Source organism: Haemophilus sp. oral taxon 036 (assembly GCF_002998595.1).
GTDB classification, from domain to species: Bacteria; Pseudomonadota; Gammaproteobacteria; order Enterobacterales; family Pasteurellaceae; genus Haemophilus; species Haemophilus haemolyticus_K.
On record NZ_CP027235.1, the window covers coordinates 235,148 to 255,831 of the forward strand.

Sequence of the window (20,684 nt, forward strand, 5' to 3'; positions counted from 1 at the left end):
ATTTTAAAGTAAAAATTTTTGCCAAATTTATCACAAATCCCTTTTTCTTGCCTGAAAATTTTTGTTTTCCCCTTGAAGTTCACCATTTGAGACTTATCTTGAAAACAAGAACGGAAATCACCGCACTTTAAGAAATAAAAAATTTTTAAAATTTTCTCTTGAAATGCGAAAGAATATCCACATCTTACAATTCGTAACAAATAGGGCTTGTAGATGTTTCAAAAATATTTGTGATAGAGGCTATTTTGAGACGTTTATAAGTTCAACCCCGAATTTTAAAATTTTTACTAGGAGTACAAAATGGGAAAAATTATTGGTATTGACTTAGGTACAACAAACTCTTGTGTAGCAGTCATGGAAGGCGACAAGGCTCGCGTAATTGAAAATGCAGAAGGTGCACGTACAACCCCTTCAATTATTGCTTATACAGATAATGAAACTTTAGTGGGTCAACCAGCAAAACGTCAAGCAATCACTAACCCGAAAAATACATTGTTTGCGATTAAACGTTTAATTGGTCGTCGTTTTGAAAGCGAAGAAGTTCAACGCGATATTAAAATTATGCCTTTCGAAATCGTGCGTGCAGATAACGGCGATGCGTGGGTAAATGTAAAAGGTGATAAATTAGCACCACCGCAAATTTCTGCTGAAGTATTGAAAAAAATGAAAAAAACTGCAGAAGATTTCTTGGGTGAATCTGTAACAGAAGCAGTAATCACTGTGCCCGCATACTTCAACGATGCACAACGTCAAGCAACTATTGATGCGGGTAAAATCGCAGGTTTAGATGTTAAACGTATCATTAATGAACCAACGGCAGCTGCCTTGGCGTTCGGTTTAGGTTCAAGCAAAGAGAACCAAGTGATCGCTGTTTACGACTTAGGTGGTGGTACATTCGATATTTCAATCATCGAAATTGATAACTTTGATGGTGAACAAACTTTCGAAGTGTTAGCAACGGGTGGTAACACTCACCTAGGTGGTGAAGACTTCGATAACCGTGTAATTGATTACATTATTGATGAGTTCAAAAAAGAACAAAACATCGATTTACGTAATGACCCAATGGCATTACAACGCGTAAAAGAAGCAGCAGAGAAAGCTAAAATTGAACTTTCATCAGCTCAATCTACTGAAGTGAACCTTCCGTACATCACTGCAGATGCGACAGGCCCTAAACACTTAGCATTAAATATCACTCGTGCAAAATTAGAAGCATTAGTAGAAGATTTAGTGGCAAGCTCAATTGAGTCTTTGAAAGCTGTATTAAAAGATGCAGGTAAAAGCGTAAGTGAAATCCACGATATTATTCTTGTGGGTGGACAAACTCGTATGCCACTTGTACAACAAAAAGTTGCTGAATTCTTTGGTAAAGAAGCTCGTAAAGATGTTAACCCTGATGAAGCGGTGGCAATCGGTGCGGCAGTTCAAGGTGGTGTATTAAAAGGTGATGTGAAAGACGTTCTTTTATTAGACGTTACTCCGTTATCACTTGGTATCGAAACCATGGGCGGCGTGATGACCACTTTAATTGAGAAAAATACAACGATTCCAACCAAAAAATCGCAAGTGTTCTCAACAGCGGAAGATAACCAAAGTGCTGTAACAATTCACGTTCTTCAAGGTGAACGTAAACGTGCGTCAGATAATAAATCTTTAGGTCAATTCAACCTAGAAGGTATCAACCCTGCACCGCGTGGTATGCCACAAATCGAAGTCACTTTCGACATCGATGCAAACGGCGTAATCAATGTATCTGCAAAAGATAAAAATACGGGTAAAGAGCAACAAATTCGTATTCAAGCATCATCTGGTTTATCTGATGAAGAAATTCAACAAATGGTGCGTGATGCAGAAGCAAATGCTGATGCAGACCGTAAATTTGAAGAAGTTGTTCAAGCACGTAACCAAGCTGATGGTATTGCTCACGCAACACGTAAACAAATTGCAGAAGCTGGCGACGCATTGAGTGCTGCAGATAAAGAGAAAATTGAAGCTGCAGTCGCTGAGCTTGAAACAGCAGCAAAAGGTGAAGATAAAGCAGAAATTGAAGCGAAAATTGAAGCGGTAATTAAAGCCTCTGAACCATTAATGCAAGCAGCTCAAGCAAAAGCTCAACAAGCTGGTTGCGAGCAACCACAACAATCATCAGCAAAAGATGATGGTGTGGTAGATGCGGAATTTGAAGAAGTGAAAGATAATAAATAATTCACCGCTCTTCTTAGCATAAACAGGGGGCGTGGAAACACGCCCTTTTGGCGTATATAAATGATCCCCCTCTTTAGAAAAGAGGGGGTAGGGGAGATTTGATAGCGATATCAAATTTTCTTATGAGCTAAATTTACTTCTGCCAAATCTTCCCCCGCCCCTCTTTGCTAAAGAGGGGAATATGTTATAAGCGGTCAAATTTACCCAGAGTTTTGTAAATTTAAGGAATAGTTATGCCACTTACACTTTATCCACTTGCTACAATTCGTACGCATAACACAAAGGAAAATCCTGCTGAAAAGATTGGACAGCTTTGGCAGAATAATTTTGTAAAATTGCCTCAAAATGCCCCTTATTATGGTGTTTATCTGAATTACGAATCGGATTTTACGGGCTATTATGATGTTGCTGTTGCTCAAGAAAGTAAACCTAAAGGCAGTTTTTCAACCATTGAAATTGAAGATCTGACTTGGTATGAAATCTTCCCCACGACTTATGAATCAGTAGTTCAAACGTGGCAACGCATTTGGAATAAAGAAAAGCAAGGCTTATTAAAACGCGCTTATAAAGTGGATTTTGAGAAATATTATCCAAATGGAAAAGTGGATATTTACATTTCAATTTGCCCACATTGCTAAAAATAGCAAATGTAAGCGGTCAGAAATGACAAAATATTTGCAAATAAAAATACGGAAACACTATGGCAAAAAAAGATTACTACGAAGTCCTTGGATTGAAAAAAGGGGCGAGTGAGAATGATATTAAACGTGCGTATAAACGTTTAGCGTCTAAACATCATCCGGATAAAAACCAAGGCAGTAAAGAAGCGGAAGAAAAATTTAAAGAAATTAATGAAGCTTATGAAGTATTAGGCGACGATCAAAAACGCGCAGCTTATGATCAATATGGTCATGCAGCCTTTGAACAAGGTGGTGGCGCAGGTGGTTTCGGTGGCGGCTTTGGTGGTGCTGATTTTGGTGATATGTTTGGTGATATCTTTGGCGATATTTTTGGTGGCGGTGGCCGTGGTCGTCAGCGCGTTGTTCGTGGCGAAGACTTACGCTATGACTTAGAAATCACTTTAGAAGAAGCCGTAAAAGGTACAACTAAAGATATTCAAATTAACACCCTTGCACATTGTGATAGCTGTGGTGGTTCTGGGGCTGAAAAAGGTTCTAAAGTGGAAACTTGTCCGCATTGCCACGGTTCTGGTCGAATTCGTCGTCAACAAGGCTTCTTTGTATCTGAAAGTGTTTGTCCAACTTGTCATGGTAGTGGTAAGAAAATTGAAAAACCTTGTCGCAGCTGTCATGGTGAAGGGCGTGTGCATAAGAAAGAAAATCTTTCAGTAAAAATTCCTGCAGGTGTAGATACGGGCAATCAACTTCGCTTAGCAGGCAAAGGTGCTGCGGGTGAAAATGGCGCGCCAGCTGGAGATTTATATGTTGTGATTCATGTGAGAGAACATAACATTTTTGAACGTGACGGTAATAACTTATATTGCGAAGTACCGATTAGTTTTGCTACTGCAGCGCTTGGCGGTGAAATTGAAGTACCGACCTTAGATGGCAGAGTAAAACTTAAAATCCCAGCTGAAACGCAAACTGGAAAATTATTCCGCATGCGAGGCAAAGGTGTCGCCTCTACACGTAGTGGCTATGCGGGCGATTTGATTTGTCGTATCGCGGTCGAAACACCCGTTAATTTAACTAGCGAACAAAAAGAATTACTTCAAAAACTTGAGAAAAGTTTACAAGGTAAAGATTTAAGTAAGCATGCGCCAAAATCTTCAGGATTTTTGGACGGTGTGAAAAAATTCTTTGATAATTTGGGTAAATCTGACAAATAAAGATAATGAAAAAGTCCGCTTTCGCGGACTTTTTGCTTATAGCCTATCCAAATTATTATAGTTGTCCCTATTCCATTCTTGGTATTCTTTAAAATATTTTCATAAATTGCTACCTTTTTTCTTTTTTTTAATCTAGAATTCTTCAATTTGTTTTTTAAACGCCAAAAGGAGAGTAAATATGAAACTGGTTGAAGTAAAACACCCACTTGTTAAACACAAATTAGGTGTGATGCGTGAAGCTGAGATTGATACAAAAAAATTCCGTGAACTGGCAACAGAAATCGGTAGCCTATTAACCTACGAAGCAACGTCAGATTTAGAAACTGAAAAAGTAACGATCAACGGTTGGAATGGCCCAGTAGAAATCGACAGAATTAAAGGTAAAAAAGTAACGGTTGTCCCAATTTTACGTGCAGGTTTAGGTATGATGGATGGTGTACTTGAACATGTACCAAGCGCACGCATCAGTGTAGTGGGGATCTACCGTAATGAAGAAACCCTTGAACCAGTCCCTTACTTCCAAAAATTAGCTAGCGATTTAGAAGAGCGCCTTGCAATTGTTGTTGATCCGATGCTTGCAACGGGCGGTTCTATGATTGCTACCCTTGATCTTTTAAAAGCAAAAGGTTGTAAGCATATTAAAGTATTAGTTTTAGTCGCTGCGCCAGAAGGTATTAAGGCTCTTGAAACGGCACATCCCGACATTGAACTTTACTGTGCTTCTATTGATAGCCACCTAAATGAACATGGTTACATTATTCCGGGTCTCGGTGACGCGGGTGATAAAATTTTTGGGACTAAATAATCCCAGAAACAAAAGACGGTATTCATACCGTCTTTTTTCGGTGCATGAAATATTAAAAATATATTGACCGCACTTTCAGTTAATTCAAACAGAGAGTTGAAACTAAATGACACATCAAAATTCTTCCGTGGTAGAAAACCAGAGTAAACTTAAACAATCTTTTGTTGGCCTACAGATGCTCTTCGTCGCATTTGGTGCGCTCGTTCTTGTACCATTAATTACTGGTCTTGATTCCAATACTGCATTACTAACTGCTGGCGTTGGCACCCTACTCTTCCAACTTTGCACTGGCAAACAAGTTCCTATTTTCTTAGCTTCATCTTTTGCCTTTATCGCACCGATTCAATATGGTATTCAGACATGGGGGATTCCAACCACTATGGGGGGATTAGCATCGGCGGGTCTTGTATATTTAGCACTAAGTATATTGGTAAAATTACGTGGAACTGAAGCATTACAACGTATTTTCCCACCGATTGTTGTGGGGCCAGTGATTATTATTATTGGGATGGGGCTTGCCCCTGTAGCAGTTGATATGTCATTAGGCAAAAACAGTGCTTATGCTTATAACGACGCTATATTAGTTTCAATGGTAACACTTCTCACTACTTTATCTGTAGCTGTGTTTGCCAAAGGATTGATGAAACTCATCCCAATTATGTTTGGTATTACTACGGGCTATATTTTATGCTTATTCCTTGGTTTAATTAATTTCCAACCAGTGATTGATGCGCCTTGGTTCAGCTTACCAAAATTAACTGCTCCTGAATTTAACCTAGAAGCTATTCTTTATATGTTGCCAATTGCTATTGCACCGGCGGTAGAACATGTTGGCGGTATTATGGCTATCAGCTCTGTAACAGGTAAAGATTTTTTAAAAAAACCAGGATTACACCGCACTTTATTAGGCGATAGCTTAGCAACTGCAGCGGCTTCTTTAGTGGGTGGCCCACCAAATACAACTTATTCTGAAGTGACTGGTGCCGTAATGTTAACCCGAAATTTCAATCCTAATATTATGACATGGGCTGCCATTTGGGCTATTGCGATTTCATTCTGTGGAAAAGTAGGCGCCTTCCTATCAACGATTCCAACTATTGTAATGGGTGGGATTATGATGCTTGTTTTCGGTTCAATCGCAGTCGTGGGCATGAGCACCTTAATTCGTGGCAAAGTTGATGTTACCGAAGCACGTAATCTGTGTATTATTTCTGTCGTCATGACATTTGGTATCGGCAATATGTTTGTAGATGTAGGCAATGTATCACTAAAAGGTATCAGCTTATGCGCAGTTGTTGCTATCATCTTAAACCTTGTTTTACCGAAAGCAAAAAATGAAGTAGAATAAGAGTTCTTTTAAAAGGGTTAAATCCCAATTTAGCCCTTTTCTTACTTATAATCTGTAATACATAAATATTTGAATAAGCAGCTTCCCTTACCCATTCATCAAATTGATGATGCCACATTAGCAAACTTTTACGGCGATAATAATCTTTTATTGCTCGATTCTTTACGCAAAAATTCATCTGAGTTAAAACAACAGTTTTTCTATATTTGGGGAAATAAAGGTTCTGGAAAAACTCACCTTCTTAGAGCATTCAGTAACGAATATTTAATCAATCAACGTACTGCTATTTATGTACCGCTCAGCAAATCTCAATATTTTTCTACCGCAGTTCTTGAAAATCTAGAACAGCAAGAATTAGTATGTCTAGATGATGTACAAAGTGTGATCGGAAATGACGAATGGGAATTAGCTATTTTTGATCTATTCAATCGAATTAAAGCAAGCGGAAAAACGCTTTTGCTTATTAGTTCAGATAAATCGCCTTCTGCACTTTCTGTAAAATTGCCTGATTTGAACTCCCGCTTGACTTGGGGTGAAATTTATCAATTAAATTCCCTAACTGACGAGCAAAAAATTAGTGTGCTACAACATAACGCTTATCAACGAGGAATTCAATTACCCGATGAGACGGCTAATTTTTTACTTACACGACTAGCACGAGACATGCACACATTATTTGAAGCACTTGATCTACTAGATAAAGCCTCGTTGCAAGCACAACGAAATCTTACGATTCCTTTCGTTAAAGAAATTTTAAATCTTTAACAAAAAAGGCGCTAATGCGCCTTTTTAATCATCCACCTGATAATTTAACGGTAAACCCTTTTTGCTCTAAAAATTGCTTGAGCAAATCACGCTTTTCACCTTGAATCTCAATCATTCCATTTTTAACTGAACCACCACATCCACAACGTTTTTTTAATTCAGCAGCTAATTTTTTCAATTCCTCATCAGATAAATCTAAACCAGTTATAACCGATACGCCTGCACCTTTCCTACCACTCGTTTGTTTTTGGATACGTACAACACCGTCTCCTTTTGGACGAACTACAGAAGCCTTTTCCTCTTTAATTCGCCCCGCATCAGTTGAATACACTAAAACAGAATCTGACATCATTCTTACCTAATAGACGCGTTAATAGAACGAAGAACCTCTACTGGATTATTAGCTTTAGTAATAGGACGCCCTATTACTAAATAATCTGAACCAGCACGAATCGCAGCAGTAGGAGTCATCACTCGTCTCTGATCACCAAAATCAGCCCCAGTTGGACGAATACCTGGGGTCACCAATTTAAACTCTTCTCCACAAGCGTTACGTAAAATTTCAACCTCTTGCGGAGAACAAACCACTCCATCCAAACCTGCGCGTTGGGTTAAATGAGCTAAGCGTAAAACTTGTTCCATTGGCGATGCATTAATCCCAATTTGTAATAAATCCAAATCTTCCATACTGGTTAATACCGTCACAGCAATAAGCAATGGCGCATCTTTCCCATAAGGTTCAAGAATTCTCTTAGCTTCTTCCATCATTCGTAGCCCACCGCTTGCGTGCAAATCGACCATCCATACCCCCAAATCAGCGGCGGATCGGACCGCTCTTGCTACCGTATTTGGAATGTCATGATATTTAAGATCTAAGAAAACATCAAAATTACGTTGATGCAATTGTTTTACAAAATTCATACCAAGTGTAGTAAACATTTCTTTACCCACTTTTAATCGACACAAATTCGGATCAATTTGATCAACTAAAGCAAGAGCATCTGATTCTTTCTCATAATCCAATGCCACAATAATTTTACTTGTCATAATGTTACCTCACAGAGTATCAATTAATTATGTTCTTGACTTGAAACTGGTTTAATACATTCCCATTGACGGCAAGATGGGCAATTCCACAACAACTTGTGGATTTGATAACCACAATTTGTACAACGATAAGCTGAAGTTTGCTTAATTCGTTCCCCCACCATTTTATGTAATAAAATTAGACTTTCTTTTCCACGTCCGTCTTCTGCCTCATCAATTTGATACTGCATAAAACGATGGAAAATTAAAGTACTTGGCTTTTTCGTGAGTTGCTGATAAAGCTTAGCTTGAGCAGCAAGTTTTCCATCTTTTTCTTCAATTAATTTAACTAGGGCTAACTCTACCTCATCATTATTAGTAATTTGACCAGCACGAATTAAGAATAACTCAAAGTTATCTAACTGATTTAATTCTTCATAACAATGTTTTAAAGGTGATAAAATTTCACCCGTATAATCTGGATTTTGCTCCAAAACATTTTCTAGTATTTTTGCTGCTTGTTGATATTGGCCTTCAAGCATTTCTAAATTTGCGAGTAATAAAGAAGCGCGAACACAAGTAGGAGAAACCAACAAAGCTTTTTGTAAAATACTGCGTTTTTCAACCGCATTTTCAGGCTCTAAACTTTGTGAACATTCACAATAACATTGCGCAAGTTCAATATTATTCTCTTGTGGTTTGATTTTTGCGAGTTTTTCAGCAATATTAACCGCTTTTTTCCATTCTTTAGTTTTTTGATAAATCACTAAAAGTTGCTGCAAAGCATTTTCTGCAAATTCAGGTTCATCCACTAGTAAAATATAAAGACTTTCAGCTCGGTCAAAAAAACCAACAGTCATAAAATCTCGAGCAAGCTGCTGCTTAGCGAGCAGTTTTTGTTCAAAAGTATAATTTGGGCTACGATCTAAAGCCTGATGAATGCGAAGAGCACGATCAACTTCGCCTCTAGAACGGAATAGATTGCCAAGAGTCAGTTCAGCTTCAAATTGGGAGTGGCTTTCGATTTCATTTTCGGCTTCTTGCTTTTGTAGCATATTCAAAAATAGATCTACAGCCTTATCAGTTTGATTGGAAAGTAAGAAGTTTACCCCCGTAACATAATCTCGGGAGAGTTTATTACTAATGTCATCTTGATCTTTCTTTACACTACGCTGCCCCATGTACCAACCATAGGCTGCAGCGATGGGCAATAGTAGAAAGAGTAATTCCAGCATTAGACAGCCTTATCACGGGTAGTCGTTAATTCATGAAGTTGTAATGTTTGACGTTTAACTTGGCGCGCTAAAACCATATTCTTGAATTTTAATTTTAAATAGAAAAATCCACTAATTAACCAACCAAGAATTAACCCAAAACCAAATAAAATCGCGACAAGTGTAGAAAGTTGGAGCTGGCTTTCTGCCACAATATAGTTAAAGGTTATTATTTGATCGTTATTGGCTCCAACAGTAATCGCAACAAGTACAATAGCAATAACAATCACAAAACCTAAAATATACTTAATCATAATTCCCCTCTTCAATTACGCCACTATTATGCCAAACTTTCTAATAAAAAACGACACTTACGCGCCGTTTGTACTAATGAACTATAAACAATTTACTCGTTCTTTTAATTCTTTACCCGCCTTGAAATGTGGCACTGATTTCTCATCTAATTTTACTGAATCACCTGTTTTAGGATTACGCCCTAAACGAGGCTGACGATAATGTAACGAAAAACTACCAAACCCACGAACTTCAATACGATCACCATTTTCGAGAGACTGAGACATAAACTCAAGAATATCTTTTACAATATTTTCAACCATTTTCAGAGGTAACATTGGATGCTTTTCTGATAATTTTTCGATAAGTTCTGATTTAGTCATCGTCTTTTCTCCCCTCATATTATTCAAATTAAGATCTATTGCTAATACATTATTTCAATACATTAGCAATAAGCCCTAACAAATAAGGCTGGACATGAGCCCAGCCTTACTATGTGAATTAATTATTCACCTTTAGCTGCTTTAAATGCTTCAGCCATTGCGTTTGGAATAGCAACTTCTTCTTGTTTGTTATTCACATTTGCAACTGCTGCAGCTTCTTCAGCTTGATCTTTTGCTTTCACTGATAAGTGAACGATACGAGATTTACGATCTACACCAGTGTATTTAGCTTCAACTACGTCACCTGCAGCAACTTCATTTGTTAAATCAGCTGCGCGGATATAACCTTCAACACCGCCCGCTAATTCAACTTTAGCTCCTTTTGCATCAGCTTCAACTACTGTTGCTGATACTACAGCACCTTTTTTGTTGATTGCTATGAAGTTATTGAATGGATCTTCTTCAAGTTGTTTGATACCTAAAGAAATGCGCTCTTTCACTGCATCAACCGCTAATACTACTGCAGAAACTTCGTCACCTTTTTTGTAGTTACGAACGGCTTCTTCACCTGATACATTCCAAGAAATATCAGATAAGTGAACTAAACCATCGATACCACCTTCAAGACCGATGAAGATACCGAAATCAGTGATAGACTTGATTTTACCAGTTACTTTATCGCCTTTATTGTGAGTTTCAGCAAATTGAGTCCATGGGTTAGCTTTGCATTGTTTTAAACCTAAAGAAATACGACGACGTTCTTCATCAATTTCTAATACCATTACTTCAACAGTATCGCCTAAGCTAACAACTTTAGATGGGTGGATATTTTTGTTAGTCCAATCCATTTCAGAAACGTGAACTAAACCTTCAACGCCATCTAAAATCTCAACAAAACAACCATAGTCTGTTAAGTTAGTTACTTTACCAGTTAATTTGCTATTTACTGGGTGATTTTCAGCAATTGCGGCCCATGGATCTTGACCTAATTGTTTTAAGCCTAAAGATACACGAGTACGATCTTTATCAAATTTTAATACTTTAACAGTAACTTCATCGCCAACATTCACGATTTCGCTTGGATGTTTAACACGTTTCCAAGCCATATCTGTGATATGTAATAAACCGTCAACACCACCAAGATCAACGAATGCACCGTACTCAGTTAAGTTTTTAACGATACCTTTAACTTCTGAACCTTCAACAAGATTTTCTAATACTTGTTCACGTTCTTGGCTATTTTCAGATTCAATCACTGCACGACGAGAAACAACAACGTTGTTGCGTTTTTGATCTAATTTGATTACTTTAAATTCTAATTCTTTACCAAGTAAATGATCTGCTTCACGCGCTGGACGAGTATCAACTAAAGAGCCTGGTAAGAATGCACGAACACCGTTTAACTCAACTGTGAAGCCACCTTTCACTTTACCGTTGATTAAACCGATAACGGTCGCTTTTTCTTCGTAAGCTTTTTCTAATTCAATCCAAGATTCGTGACGAACAGCTTTCTCACGAGAAAGTTTAGTTTCACCGAAACCATCTTCAACTGCATCTAATGCAACATTTACAGTATCGCCAACTTGGATTTCAAGTTCACCTTGTGCATTTAAGAATTCAGCAACTGGAATTGCAGACTCAGATTTTAAACCTGCATCAACAAGCACAAAGCCTTTTTGGATAGCTACTACAGTACCGCTAACGATTGAACCTTGACGAGTTTCAAGGCCTTTTAATGATTCTTCAAAAAGTTGAGCAAAAGATTCTGACATATAAATAATCTTCTTAATTTAAGTTAATAACATCCACATTAAAATCCATAAAATGCGGGGTTGAGGATAAATGCTTATTCTTCCTTGAACAAACAGTTAAATCGAAACTGACACCTTTTCTTGAATATAAGCTAACGCCCGATCAATAACTTCACCAATACTCAACGTTGTGCTATCCAATAACAGAGCATCATCAGCTGGTTTTAGAGGCGCAACCTCTCGATTTCTATCACGAAAATCACGCTCTTTTATCTCGGCTAAAATCTGCTCAAAGTTACCATTTATTCCTTTATATTGCAACTGTTTATAACGTCTTTTTGCACGTTCTTCAGCACTTGCATCTAAAAATAACTTCACTTGAGCATTTGGGAATACCACAGTCCCCATATCTCTACCATCAGCAATTAATCCATCATTTTTCGCAAAATCTTGCTGAAGTTGTAGCAAAGCTGACCGCACTTCTGGAAACACAGCGACTTTAGATGCGGCATCAGCGACTTCTTGAGTGCGAATTAAATGGCTTACATTCATACCAGCAAGTAAAATATTCACCTCGCCATTTTGAGGAATAAATTGAATATCTAAGTGACGAGCCAATTCAGCTAGCTCCGACTCATTTGTTAAATCAGTTTTACGTTGTAATGCCGCTAATGCTGTAACGCGATAAATCGCTCCACTATCCAACAACGCATAACCTAGCTTTTCAGCCAAAGCGTAACAAAGCGTACCTTTCCCAGCACCGCTAGGCCCATCAACGGTAATAATCGTTCCCATGTAACAAATCTCTCTATAAAAATTTTGTATATTATAGAGAGAATTTGGTTAACTCGCTAATTTTAATAGCATATTAAATAAAATATTTCCCCCTTTTTCACACCATTCATCTGTAATATTTTCCTGCTCGTTATGACTTAATCCATCTATACATGGAATAAATATCATCGCTGTTGGCATTTCATTATTCAAATGACAAGAATCATGACCAGCACCAGAAACAATATCCTCTCGACTATAACCCAATTTATCAGCTATTTGTCGAATAATTCTGAGTAAATCAGAATTAAATACCAATGGAGGAAGATTGACTACTTGTTTAATCTGAGCATCTAACTGGTATTTATTCGATATATTATTTACAATTTTATAAATCTCTTTATCCAAACGATTTAATGATTGTTGATCAGGATGGCGAATTTCCAATGTAAAATTTGCTCGCCCTGGAATAACGTTAGGAGAATTTGGAGTAAGTTGAATTGAACCTATCGTCACTCGTCCTTGATGTTTTATTTCTTTCATACCCAACTTATTAAATTCCATCATTGCTTCCGCCATACCTATACCAGCATCTTTGCGCATATTCATTGGCGTCGTTCCAGCATGAGAAGCCAGACCATCTAATTGAATCTGATACCAATTTTGCCCTAAGGCACCACTTACGACTCCAATATCTGTATGATTTCTTTCAAGAATAGGCCCTTGTTCTATATGAATTTCAAGTGCAGCATATGGTCTATAATTTAAAAAATCATCTTTTCCTAAATAACCAATTCTTTCTAGTTCAGACTCAACAGTTATGCCATTTTTATCTTGTTTCCTGAATGCTTCTTCAATAGATAATTTACCAGTAAATACTGCGGACCCCATCATGGCTGGAGAAAAACGAGAACCTTCCTCATTAGTCCACATTACAAGATCAATAGGTCGTTCAGTTTCAATCTGATAATCATTTAATGACAATAGTGCTTCTAATCCTGCTAATACCCCATAAATACCATCATATCGACCTCCTAAAGGTTGAGAATCTCCATGAGAACCGACCAAAATAGGGGATAGCTTAGGATATTTTCCTTCTCTTCTAACAAAAATATTACCAATAGGATCAACTTTAACAGAAAAATCAGCTTGCCTTGATAACTGAATGAAATAATCTCTCGCTAACTTATCTTCATTAGACAAAGCAAGTCGAGTCACCCCATTATTTTCAGTTTTACCAAATTGAGCAAAATCATCTAGTAACTTTAATAATCTTTCATTATTAATTTTTCTCATGATTGATTCTCATCAATTTTAAGTTTAAGTTGGTATCTAAAATCACAGAAACCATCACCATTCATCACTGTATGCGGACGAGTTAATTTAATATTGGGAGCATAACCTTCAATAAATTTACTATCGCGATTACAAGAAAGGAGAAAACCAATTTCCTCTAATCCCATTTCTTTGTACATTTCCGCATATCGGCAACGATGTACGTTATAGCTATATTTTTCATGTGTGTTATCAAGCACCTCAATACGCAAGGCATCATCTTTTTCCCATAAATATTGCAATGCAGCAAAGCTTTCTACGCTTGTACCATTTGGTTCTCGTTTTGCATATTCTTTTCCCGCCTCTAAAGCAGCATTCGCGACTGCTTCTTCAATAATAGTCTTAGCCTTTTCCAAACCAAATTCACGTTTCATAATTTCGTAGATTGGTTTAACTATTTCTGCTTCAATTTTACGTTGTTGCAAAATACCAATTTCAACAAATTTAGAAAAATCTTGTGACATATTATTACTCCTTAAATACTAAAATCATTTAATAAAATTTCGTTATTTATAAAGCGACGTATACGCGGATCATCATTTTTTCTTAATTCATCTGGTGTTTGTAAAAACACAATTTCACCAGAATCCATAAAGGCAATTTTGTCAGAAATTTTTAACGCAAACTGCATTTCATGGGTCACAATAATCATCGTCATGCCTTCTTTAACAAGCCCTTCCATCACCAATAAAACGTCACTAACTAATTCAGGATCAAGTGCCGATGTTGGTTCATCAAAGAGCATAATTTTGGGTTTCATAACTAGAGCTCTAGCTATGGCAACACGTTGTTGCTGCCCTCCTGATAATTGATGAGGGTATTTATTTGCATGCGAAAGTAATCCCACTTTATCCAACATTGCTAAGGCTAATAAATATGTTTCCTGTTCGGGTTTACCATGATATTCTGGTGCTAATAGAAGATTTTCCAACACTGTTTTATGCGGAAATAAGTTATAGCTTTGGAATACCATTCCTAAATTCACAATTTTATTTTGAGCATTTGATACAAAATGTTTCCCATTAATAAACACTTCCCCTTCCAAATAAACCTTACCTTGATCAATAGTTTCCAACCCATTAATACTTCGGATTAAAGTTGTTTTACCGGAACCAGAATAACCAATAATTGACAATACCTCCCCCCATTTTAAGGAAAAATTAATATCTTTTAAGACTTCAATTTGATTGAATGATTTACTCAATCCTCTAACGTTTAACACATCTTCATTATTTGGTTTTTCTAGTTTAAGAATAGAATAAGATGAAAGTTCTTCTTCATTTACATTAATGTCAGAAATTTCCTGCCCTTTACGTAATGAAATATCTAATTTATTTTCAAATTTTTTTAGTATCCAAGTAAGTAATGTCACAATTATAATGTAATAAAATGCAACAGCTAATAAGGTTTCTAGTACTAAGAAATTACGCGTATAAAGCTGCTGTCCTACTAGTAAAATTTCAGTTAATGAAATTACTGAAACCAAAGACGTTAATTTAACAATAGTGATATACTGGTTCGTCAACGGCGGTAAAGCTACTTTTAAGGCCTGTGGAATCACAATTAATTGTTGAATTCCCCAGAAGCGTATACCTAAGGCTTTTCCTGCTTCATATTGACCCTTTGGAATCGCTGATAATGCACTACGGTGAATTTCTGCAATATAAGCCGATTCACTTAGCACCATAGCAATTAGACCTGCAATAAATGGGTTAGATAAAACAACAGAACTTGCTGGCCAAAATTGCGGAACGTTATAGATGAAAATCAGAAGCACTAATAATGGTAAGCTACGGAATAACCAAATATAGATTTTACTACATTGATTAAAAACTTTATTAGTGGATTGAGAACCTAATGCTAGAAGAAATCCCCATAGAATAGCCAATATCCAAGTTAATGTACTGAGTTCTAAAACCGTTAGAACGGCTTTCCAGAAATCGGTATTAAAAAATAGGCTACCAAGATACTTCCAATTAACCCCTTGTTCAGAAACTGCTTCACTTTCTTCGTCTGAATTGGACACGATAGCTTGTTCAATGGCATTTTCTAAACCATTAGCTTTTAATAATTCATCTTTGGGAAATTCTAAGTTATATCTTTTCAAGAGCTGTTTATAAGAACCGTCAGCTAAGATGTCTTTAAGGGTCTGGGCAATTTCTGCTTTTCCTTTCACATCATCTTTATTAAAGGCTAAACCAATTAACACTGGATAAAGTCGTTCTTTATTGGTTATTTTTAATTTAGAACCTAATTGATTAATTACCATTTGAGCAACGGCAGCATCTTCATATTGCACATCTACTCCGCCAGATAATAAAGCTTGAGCAGCTTCTGGGGCACTAGGATATTCCTTAACTACAAGAGGTTTAAGATTATTTGGCAAACAATATTCTTGTGAGACTCTATTCATAGTTTGTATCCAGGCTGCACCTTTCATAGAAGAAATACTTTTGCCACATAAATCTTCTAATCTTTGTGGTAAGAACCTATCATTACCACGGACAACAAGCACACCACCAGTTTGCAAATAAGGTAAAAAATCTACCTGTTTGGCACGTTGTGCATTCACATATAATGCAGAAGCCACCAAATTATAATGTCCTGCATTCAAGCCAATAATGATATTCTCAATACGTGTATCTTTGAATTCAACCTTCTTATCTAATTTTTTACCAATTAACTCCATTAAATCTGGATCAAAACCAGAGGCTTTTCCTCTTTCTAAATAAGCATAAGGCGCATAAGTTAAATCAATCCCCACTTGTAACGTACTATTTCCTTCTGCAAAGGATATTGCTGAATAAATAAAACAAAAAACACCTAGCAAGACTTTTCTTATAATGTTGAACATATATTTCCTTATATTTTTATATAATGTGTATTTGATTCTATAAATCTTTTATCTCCTCATCTAATAATTAACCCCCACATCATATTCCATTTTAGTCTATTAAGATTTTAATCAGAGAAGATTGGTAATAAAAATGTAAAAAATGAAAATAAAATGTTAATTTTTTATGAGATATTGATCACATTTTCCCAAAAGAGGTATATTCTTTTATGCCTAAATCCATACAATGCACGAGTCTTTTTTATTATAAATTTAAGGATATTTTCTAATGTCTTTTGTTCTGAGTATTTTTCCTATTGTTTTGCTGATTTATCTAATGGTAAAACGAAATTCCTTGCCTTCTTATGTCGCATTACCTTGGATTGCAACATTAGTAATGGGTGTCCATCTTCTTCACTTTAATACCGATATTGTCACAATTAGTGCCAATGTTGTTTCCGCTATTATTGCTGTACAAACTCCAATCACAGTTATTTTTGGCGCGATCTTATTTAATCGCTTTTCAGAAATTTCAGGTGCGACAGATACCATGCGTAAATGGCTAGGGAATATTAATCCCAATCCTGTAGCTCAATTAATGATTATCGGTTGGGCATTTGCTTTTATGATTGAAGGAGCAAGTGGTTTTGGTACACCTGCAGCCATTGCGGCACCTATTTTAGTCGGGCTAGGTTTTCATCCATTAAAAGTCGCCATGTTGGCACTAATCATGAACTCCGTCCCAGTCTCTTTTGGGGCTGTGGGAACGCCTACATGGTTTGGTTTCGGTCCACTAAAACTATCAGAAGATATGATTTTGGAAATTGGTTCGATTACAGCATTTATCCATTCTATTGCCGCATTTATTATTCCATTATTAGCATTACGAGTCTTAGTAAGTTGGAACGATATTCGTAAAAATATTATATTTATCTATATCAGTGTCTTTGCTTGTGTCATTCCTTATTTCTTACTTGCTCAAGTTAATGATGAATTTCCATCATTAGTAGGCGGTGCAATTGGTTTATTTATTTCTGTATGGGCTGCAAATCGCAATATTGGCTTAACAAAAGTAGAAAATATTCTGGATAATAATTCGGTCACAACTAAGCAAGTAATGAAAGCATTATTCCCAACAGGTTTATTGATTGCATTCCTAATCATTACACGTATCCATCAATTACCTTTCAAAGCAATGATGAATGACGCCACAATTTGGTTCTCCACAACTCTAGGATCATTAGGTACATTTGAAATTAGTAAAGGCTTAATCTTTACGTTAAAAGATATTTTTGGTTCTGATGTATCATCAAGCTACAAATTGCTTTACGTACCAGCGTTAATTCCATTTGTAATCACAGTTTTAATTACAATTCCTATATTTAACGTCTCAATTAGTAATGTTAAAAACGTTTTTGCTTCAAGTTTACAACAATCAAAAAATCCATTTATAGCCTTAGTGGGAGCCTTGGTTATGGTGAACTTAATGTTAGTCGGCGGCGAACACTCTATGGTGAAAATTATTGGTCGCACCTTTGCAGAAATATCCGGCAGTAACTGGACAATTTTCTCCTCTTTCTTAGGGGCTATAGGGGCATTCTTCTCGGGATCAAACACCGTATCTAACCTAACATTTGGTAGTGTTCAACTTTCTACAGCGGAAACAACAGGAATTTCAGTAGCGCTAGTCCTAGCTTTACAATCTGTTGGAGGCGCAATGGGAAATATGGTATGTATTAATAATATCGTTGCTGTCAGTTCAGTATTAAATATTTCTAACCAAGAAGGTACCATTATTAAGAAAACCATTATCCCTATGATGATTTACGGTATTATTGCGGCACTCTGTGCGCTGTACTTAGTACCTTTACTTTATAATCTATAAATTTACTTGGAAAAATGACCGCACTTTTGCGGTCATTTATTACTTTTCTCTTATTGGAGTGATTAAAAATGAACGTAAATTTCTACGTAACCTGCATTGCAGACGTAGTAAAAAGTGGTGTGGCCAAAAACACCGTTTTACTGCTTGAGAAACTCGGTTGCAATGTTACTTTCCTTGAAAAACAAGGTTGTTGTGGGCAGCCTGCATTAAATAGTGGCTATACAAAACAAGCTATCCCTGGCATGAAAAACTTAGTCGAAACCTTTGAAGTAAATGATTACCCAATCGTAGCACCTGCCGGTTCTTGTGTTTATGCGATCAAAAATTATCCTAACTACTTCACTAACGCAGGGGAATTAGACTGGGCTAAACGTGCCCAAAAAGTAGCTTCACGTTTCTGTGATTTAACCGATTTTATCGTGAATAAACTTGGAATAACTGATATTGGTGCCTATTTGCCAGGTAAAGCGGTTTATCACCCTTCTTGTAGCCTTACACGTAAACTGGGCATCGTAAATGAGCCTATCGCACTGTTAAAAAATGTGAAAGGATTAGAACTACTTCCTATTCATAATCAACAAACCTGCTGTGGCTTCGGTGGAACTTTCTCTGTGAAAATGGCTGAGATTTCTGGCGAAATGGTGAAAGAAAAAGTTGAGCATATTGAAGAGGTTGAACCACAATATTTAATCGGTGCAGATGTAAGTTGTTTATTAAATATTGGTGGTCGTTTACAACGCGAAGGCAGCAAGATTAAAGTGATGCACATTGCGGAAGTATTAATGCAAGGGGAGAAATAAGATGTCATTGAAAACCAGTAATCTTCCTTTTAAAGCGCGTGTCGATCATGAAGTGCACAACACTATTATGCGTAAAGCGGTAGTGAAAGCCCAAGAAACTATTGGGGCTAACCGTCAAAAAATGGTGGACGAATTAGGTCATTGGGAAGAATGGCGTGATTTATCTAAACAGATTCGTAACCATGTTTTAGCTAATTTAGATGCTTATTTGTATCAATTAAGCGAAAAAGTGATGGAAAATGGCGGTAAAGTGTATTTTGCTGAAACTGCCGAAGAAGCGAGTGCTTATATTCGCAAAGTCGCATTAGAGAAAAATGCGAAGAAAATCGTAAAATCTAAATCCATGGTGACTGAAGAAATCGGTTTAAACGAAGTACTTGAAAAAGAGGGAATGCAAGTGATCGAAACCGATTTGGGTGAATATCTATTACAAATTTCAGGTGATAAACCATCCCATATCGTTGTGCCTGCAATCCACAAAGATCGTCACCAAATCCGCAAAGATTTGTCTGAAAAACTCGGCTATGAAGGCGAGGAAACGCCTGAAGATATGACGCGTTTCGTACGTGAAAAAATTCGCCAAGATTTTTTAGAGGCTGATATCGGTATCAGTGGTTGTAACTTTGCCGTAGCGGAAACCGGCTCAGTTTGTTTGGTGACAAACGAAGGTAACTTACGTTTAGCGACGACATTGCCGAAAACGCATATTGCCGTGATGGGAATAGAGCGTTTAGCGCCGACTTTCCAAGAGGTGGATGTGTTAATTACGATGCTTGCTCGTAGTGCGGTAGGGGCGAAATTAACCGGTTATAACACCTGGTTAACCGGTCCTCGTCTTTCTGGTGAAACCGACGGCCCTGAAGAATTCCATTTGGTTATTGTGGATAATGGCCGTTCAGATATTTTAGCGTCTGAATTTCAAGAAGTTTTACGTTGTATCCGCTGCGGTGCTTGTTTGAATACCTGTCCGGCATATCGTCAAATCGGTGGTCATGGGTATGGTTCTATTTACCCAGGTCCAATTGGTGCAGTAATTTCTCCATTACTAGGTGGTTATGATGAATTCAAAGAATTGCCGTATGCTTGTTCATTATGTAACGCGTGTAACTCAGTCTGTCCAGTGCGTATTCCATTAGCACAGTTAATCTTAAAACACCGTGAGAAAATGGTAGAGTTAGGTAAAACTCCCGCGATGGAACGTTTATCTATTTTTGGTTTCACCACAGCCAATGCCAACCCAACACTATGGAAAACAGGTGTGAATATTGGTGCGAAATTAGCGGGTAAGCTGATCAAAAATGGTAAAGCACCAATTACATTTGGGGCATTGGGTGAATGGACAAAAGCACGAGATTTACCACAAGCAGATGGCGAAAGTTTCCGTCAATGGTTTAATAATAGAGAGAGAGGATAA

Annotated in this window: 19 protein-coding genes; 9 read left to right on the top strand and 10 right to left on the bottom strand. The window is 37.0% G+C overall.

The features are described from left to right. Positions 1 to 300 precede the first annotated feature (300 nt). The 6 genes from dnaK (at position 301) to hda (ending at position 6,975) form a co-directional block, all read left to right on the top strand. Complete coding sequence (dnaK, locus tag C3V42_RS01150) at positions 301 to 2,208, top strand: molecular chaperone DnaK (protein ID WP_106013364.1); 1,908 nt, start codon at positions 301 to 303, stop codon at positions 2,206 to 2,208. Between the two features lie 233 nt (positions 2,209 to 2,441). After that, on the top strand, positions 2,442 to 2,846 hold the full coding sequence (locus C3V42_RS01155) for an effector binding domain-containing protein (RefSeq protein WP_048954061.1): 405 nt from the start codon (positions 2,442 to 2,444) through the stop codon (positions 2,844 to 2,846). A gap of 62 nt (positions 2,847 to 2,908) precedes the next feature. After that, entirely contained in the window at positions 2,909 to 4,057 is a 1,149-nt protein-coding gene (dnaJ, locus tag C3V42_RS01160) for a molecular chaperone DnaJ (RefSeq protein WP_106013365.1), read from the top strand. Positions 4,058 to 4,235: 178 nt separating this feature from the next. Beyond that, positions 4,236 to 4,862, top strand: coding sequence for a uracil phosphoribosyltransferase (gene upp, locus C3V42_RS01165; protein WP_106013366.1), 627 nt, complete (start codon positions 4,236 to 4,238; stop codon positions 4,860 to 4,862). Between the two features lie 106 nt (positions 4,863 to 4,968). Further along, on the top strand, positions 4,969 to 6,210 hold the full coding sequence (locus C3V42_RS01170; protein WP_065264612.1) for an NCS2 family protein: 1,242 nt from the start codon (positions 4,969 to 4,971) through the stop codon (positions 6,208 to 6,210). Between the two features lie 69 nt (positions 6,211 to 6,279). Beyond that, positions 6,280 to 6,975, top strand: coding sequence for a DnaA regulatory inactivator Hda (gene hda, locus C3V42_RS01175; protein ID WP_065264611.1), 696 nt, complete (start codon positions 6,280 to 6,282; stop codon positions 6,973 to 6,975). A gap of 28 nt (positions 6,976 to 7,003) precedes the next feature. Here the strand turns inward: hda and yciH are convergent, their stop codons facing one another. The 10 genes from yciH to C3V42_RS01225 all read right to left on the bottom strand — a co-directional run bounded on the left by yciH (position 7,004) and on the right by C3V42_RS01225 (position 16,606). Further along, positions 7,004 to 7,324: a stress response translation initiation inhibitor YciH gene (gene yciH / locus C3V42_RS01180; protein WP_106013367.1), complete on the bottom strand. Its 321-nt coding sequence runs from the start codon at positions 7,322 to 7,324 to the stop codon at positions 7,004 to 7,006. A 5-nt stretch (positions 7,325 to 7,329) separates the two neighbouring features. After that, entirely contained in the window at positions 7,330 to 8,022 is a 693-nt protein-coding gene (pyrF, locus tag C3V42_RS01185) for an orotidine-5'-phosphate decarboxylase (protein WP_106013368.1), read from the bottom strand. Between the two features lie 23 nt (positions 8,023 to 8,045). Then, a complete protein-coding gene (lapB, locus tag C3V42_RS01190; RefSeq protein ID WP_106013369.1) occupies positions 8,046 to 9,236 on the bottom strand; it encodes a lipopolysaccharide assembly protein LapB in 1,191 nt (396 codons plus the stop codon). After that, on the bottom strand, positions 9,236 to 9,529 hold the full coding sequence (locus C3V42_RS01195) for a LapA family protein (protein WP_065264607.1): 294 nt from the start codon (positions 9,527 to 9,529) through the stop codon (positions 9,236 to 9,238). The genes lapB and C3V42_RS01195 overlap by 1 nt, the downstream gene beginning before the upstream one ends. 81 nt (positions 9,530 to 9,610) lie before the next feature. After that, the gene (locus C3V42_RS01200; RefSeq protein WP_065264606.1) at positions 9,611 to 9,892 is read right to left on the bottom strand and encodes an integration host factor subunit beta; all 282 of its coding nucleotides are present in this window, start codon (positions 9,890 to 9,892) and stop codon (positions 9,611 to 9,613) included. Between the two features lie 122 nt (positions 9,893 to 10,014). Then, positions 10,015 to 11,664 carry a 30S ribosomal protein S1 gene (gene rpsA / locus C3V42_RS01205; RefSeq protein WP_106013370.1) on the bottom strand — a complete coding sequence of 550 codons (1,650 nt, stop codon included), beginning with the start codon at positions 11,662 to 11,664 and terminating at the stop codon, positions 10,015 to 10,017. Positions 11,665 to 11,760: 96 nt separating this feature from the next. Continuing rightward, positions 11,761 to 12,438 carry a (d)CMP kinase gene (gene cmk, locus C3V42_RS01210; RefSeq protein WP_164994206.1) on the bottom strand — a complete coding sequence of 226 codons (678 nt, stop codon included), beginning with the start codon at positions 12,436 to 12,438 and terminating at the stop codon, positions 11,761 to 11,763. A 48-nt stretch (positions 12,439 to 12,486) separates the two neighbouring features. Beyond that, entirely contained in the window at positions 12,487 to 13,713 is a 1,227-nt protein-coding gene (locus C3V42_RS01215; RefSeq protein ID WP_106013371.1) for a M20 family metallo-hydrolase, read from the bottom strand. Next, the gene (locus tag C3V42_RS01220) at positions 13,710 to 14,216 is read right to left on the bottom strand and encodes an L-2-amino-thiazoline-4-carboxylic acid hydrolase (RefSeq protein WP_106013372.1); all 507 of its coding nucleotides are present in this window, start codon (positions 14,214 to 14,216) and stop codon (positions 13,710 to 13,712) included. The genes C3V42_RS01215 and C3V42_RS01220 overlap by 4 nt, the downstream gene beginning before the upstream one ends. Positions 14,217 to 14,227: 11 nt before the next feature. Continuing rightward, a complete protein-coding gene (locus tag C3V42_RS01225) occupies positions 14,228 to 16,606 on the bottom strand; it encodes an ABC transporter permease subunit (protein ID WP_106013373.1) in 2,379 nt (792 codons plus the stop codon). A gap of 268 nt (positions 16,607 to 16,874) precedes the next feature. On the opposite strand from C3V42_RS01225, the gene C3V42_RS01230 reads away from it, so the two are divergent. The 3 genes from C3V42_RS01230 (at position 16,875) to C3V42_RS01240 (ending at position 20,684) form a co-directional block, all read left to right on the top strand. Then, positions 16,875 to 18,470, top strand: coding sequence for a lactate permease LctP family transporter (locus C3V42_RS01230; protein WP_106013374.1), 1,596 nt, complete (start codon positions 16,875 to 16,877; stop codon positions 18,468 to 18,470). A 68-nt stretch (positions 18,471 to 18,538) separates the two neighbouring features. Further along, positions 18,539 to 19,270, top strand: coding sequence for a (Fe-S)-binding protein (locus C3V42_RS01235; protein WP_106013375.1), 732 nt, complete (start codon positions 18,539 to 18,541; stop codon positions 19,268 to 19,270). Between the two features lies 1 nt (position 19,271). Next, positions 19,272 to 20,684 carry a LutB/LldF family L-lactate oxidation iron-sulfur protein gene (locus C3V42_RS01240; RefSeq protein ID WP_106013376.1) on the top strand — a complete coding sequence of 471 codons (1,413 nt, stop codon included), beginning with the start codon at positions 19,272 to 19,274 and terminating at the stop codon, positions 20,682 to 20,684.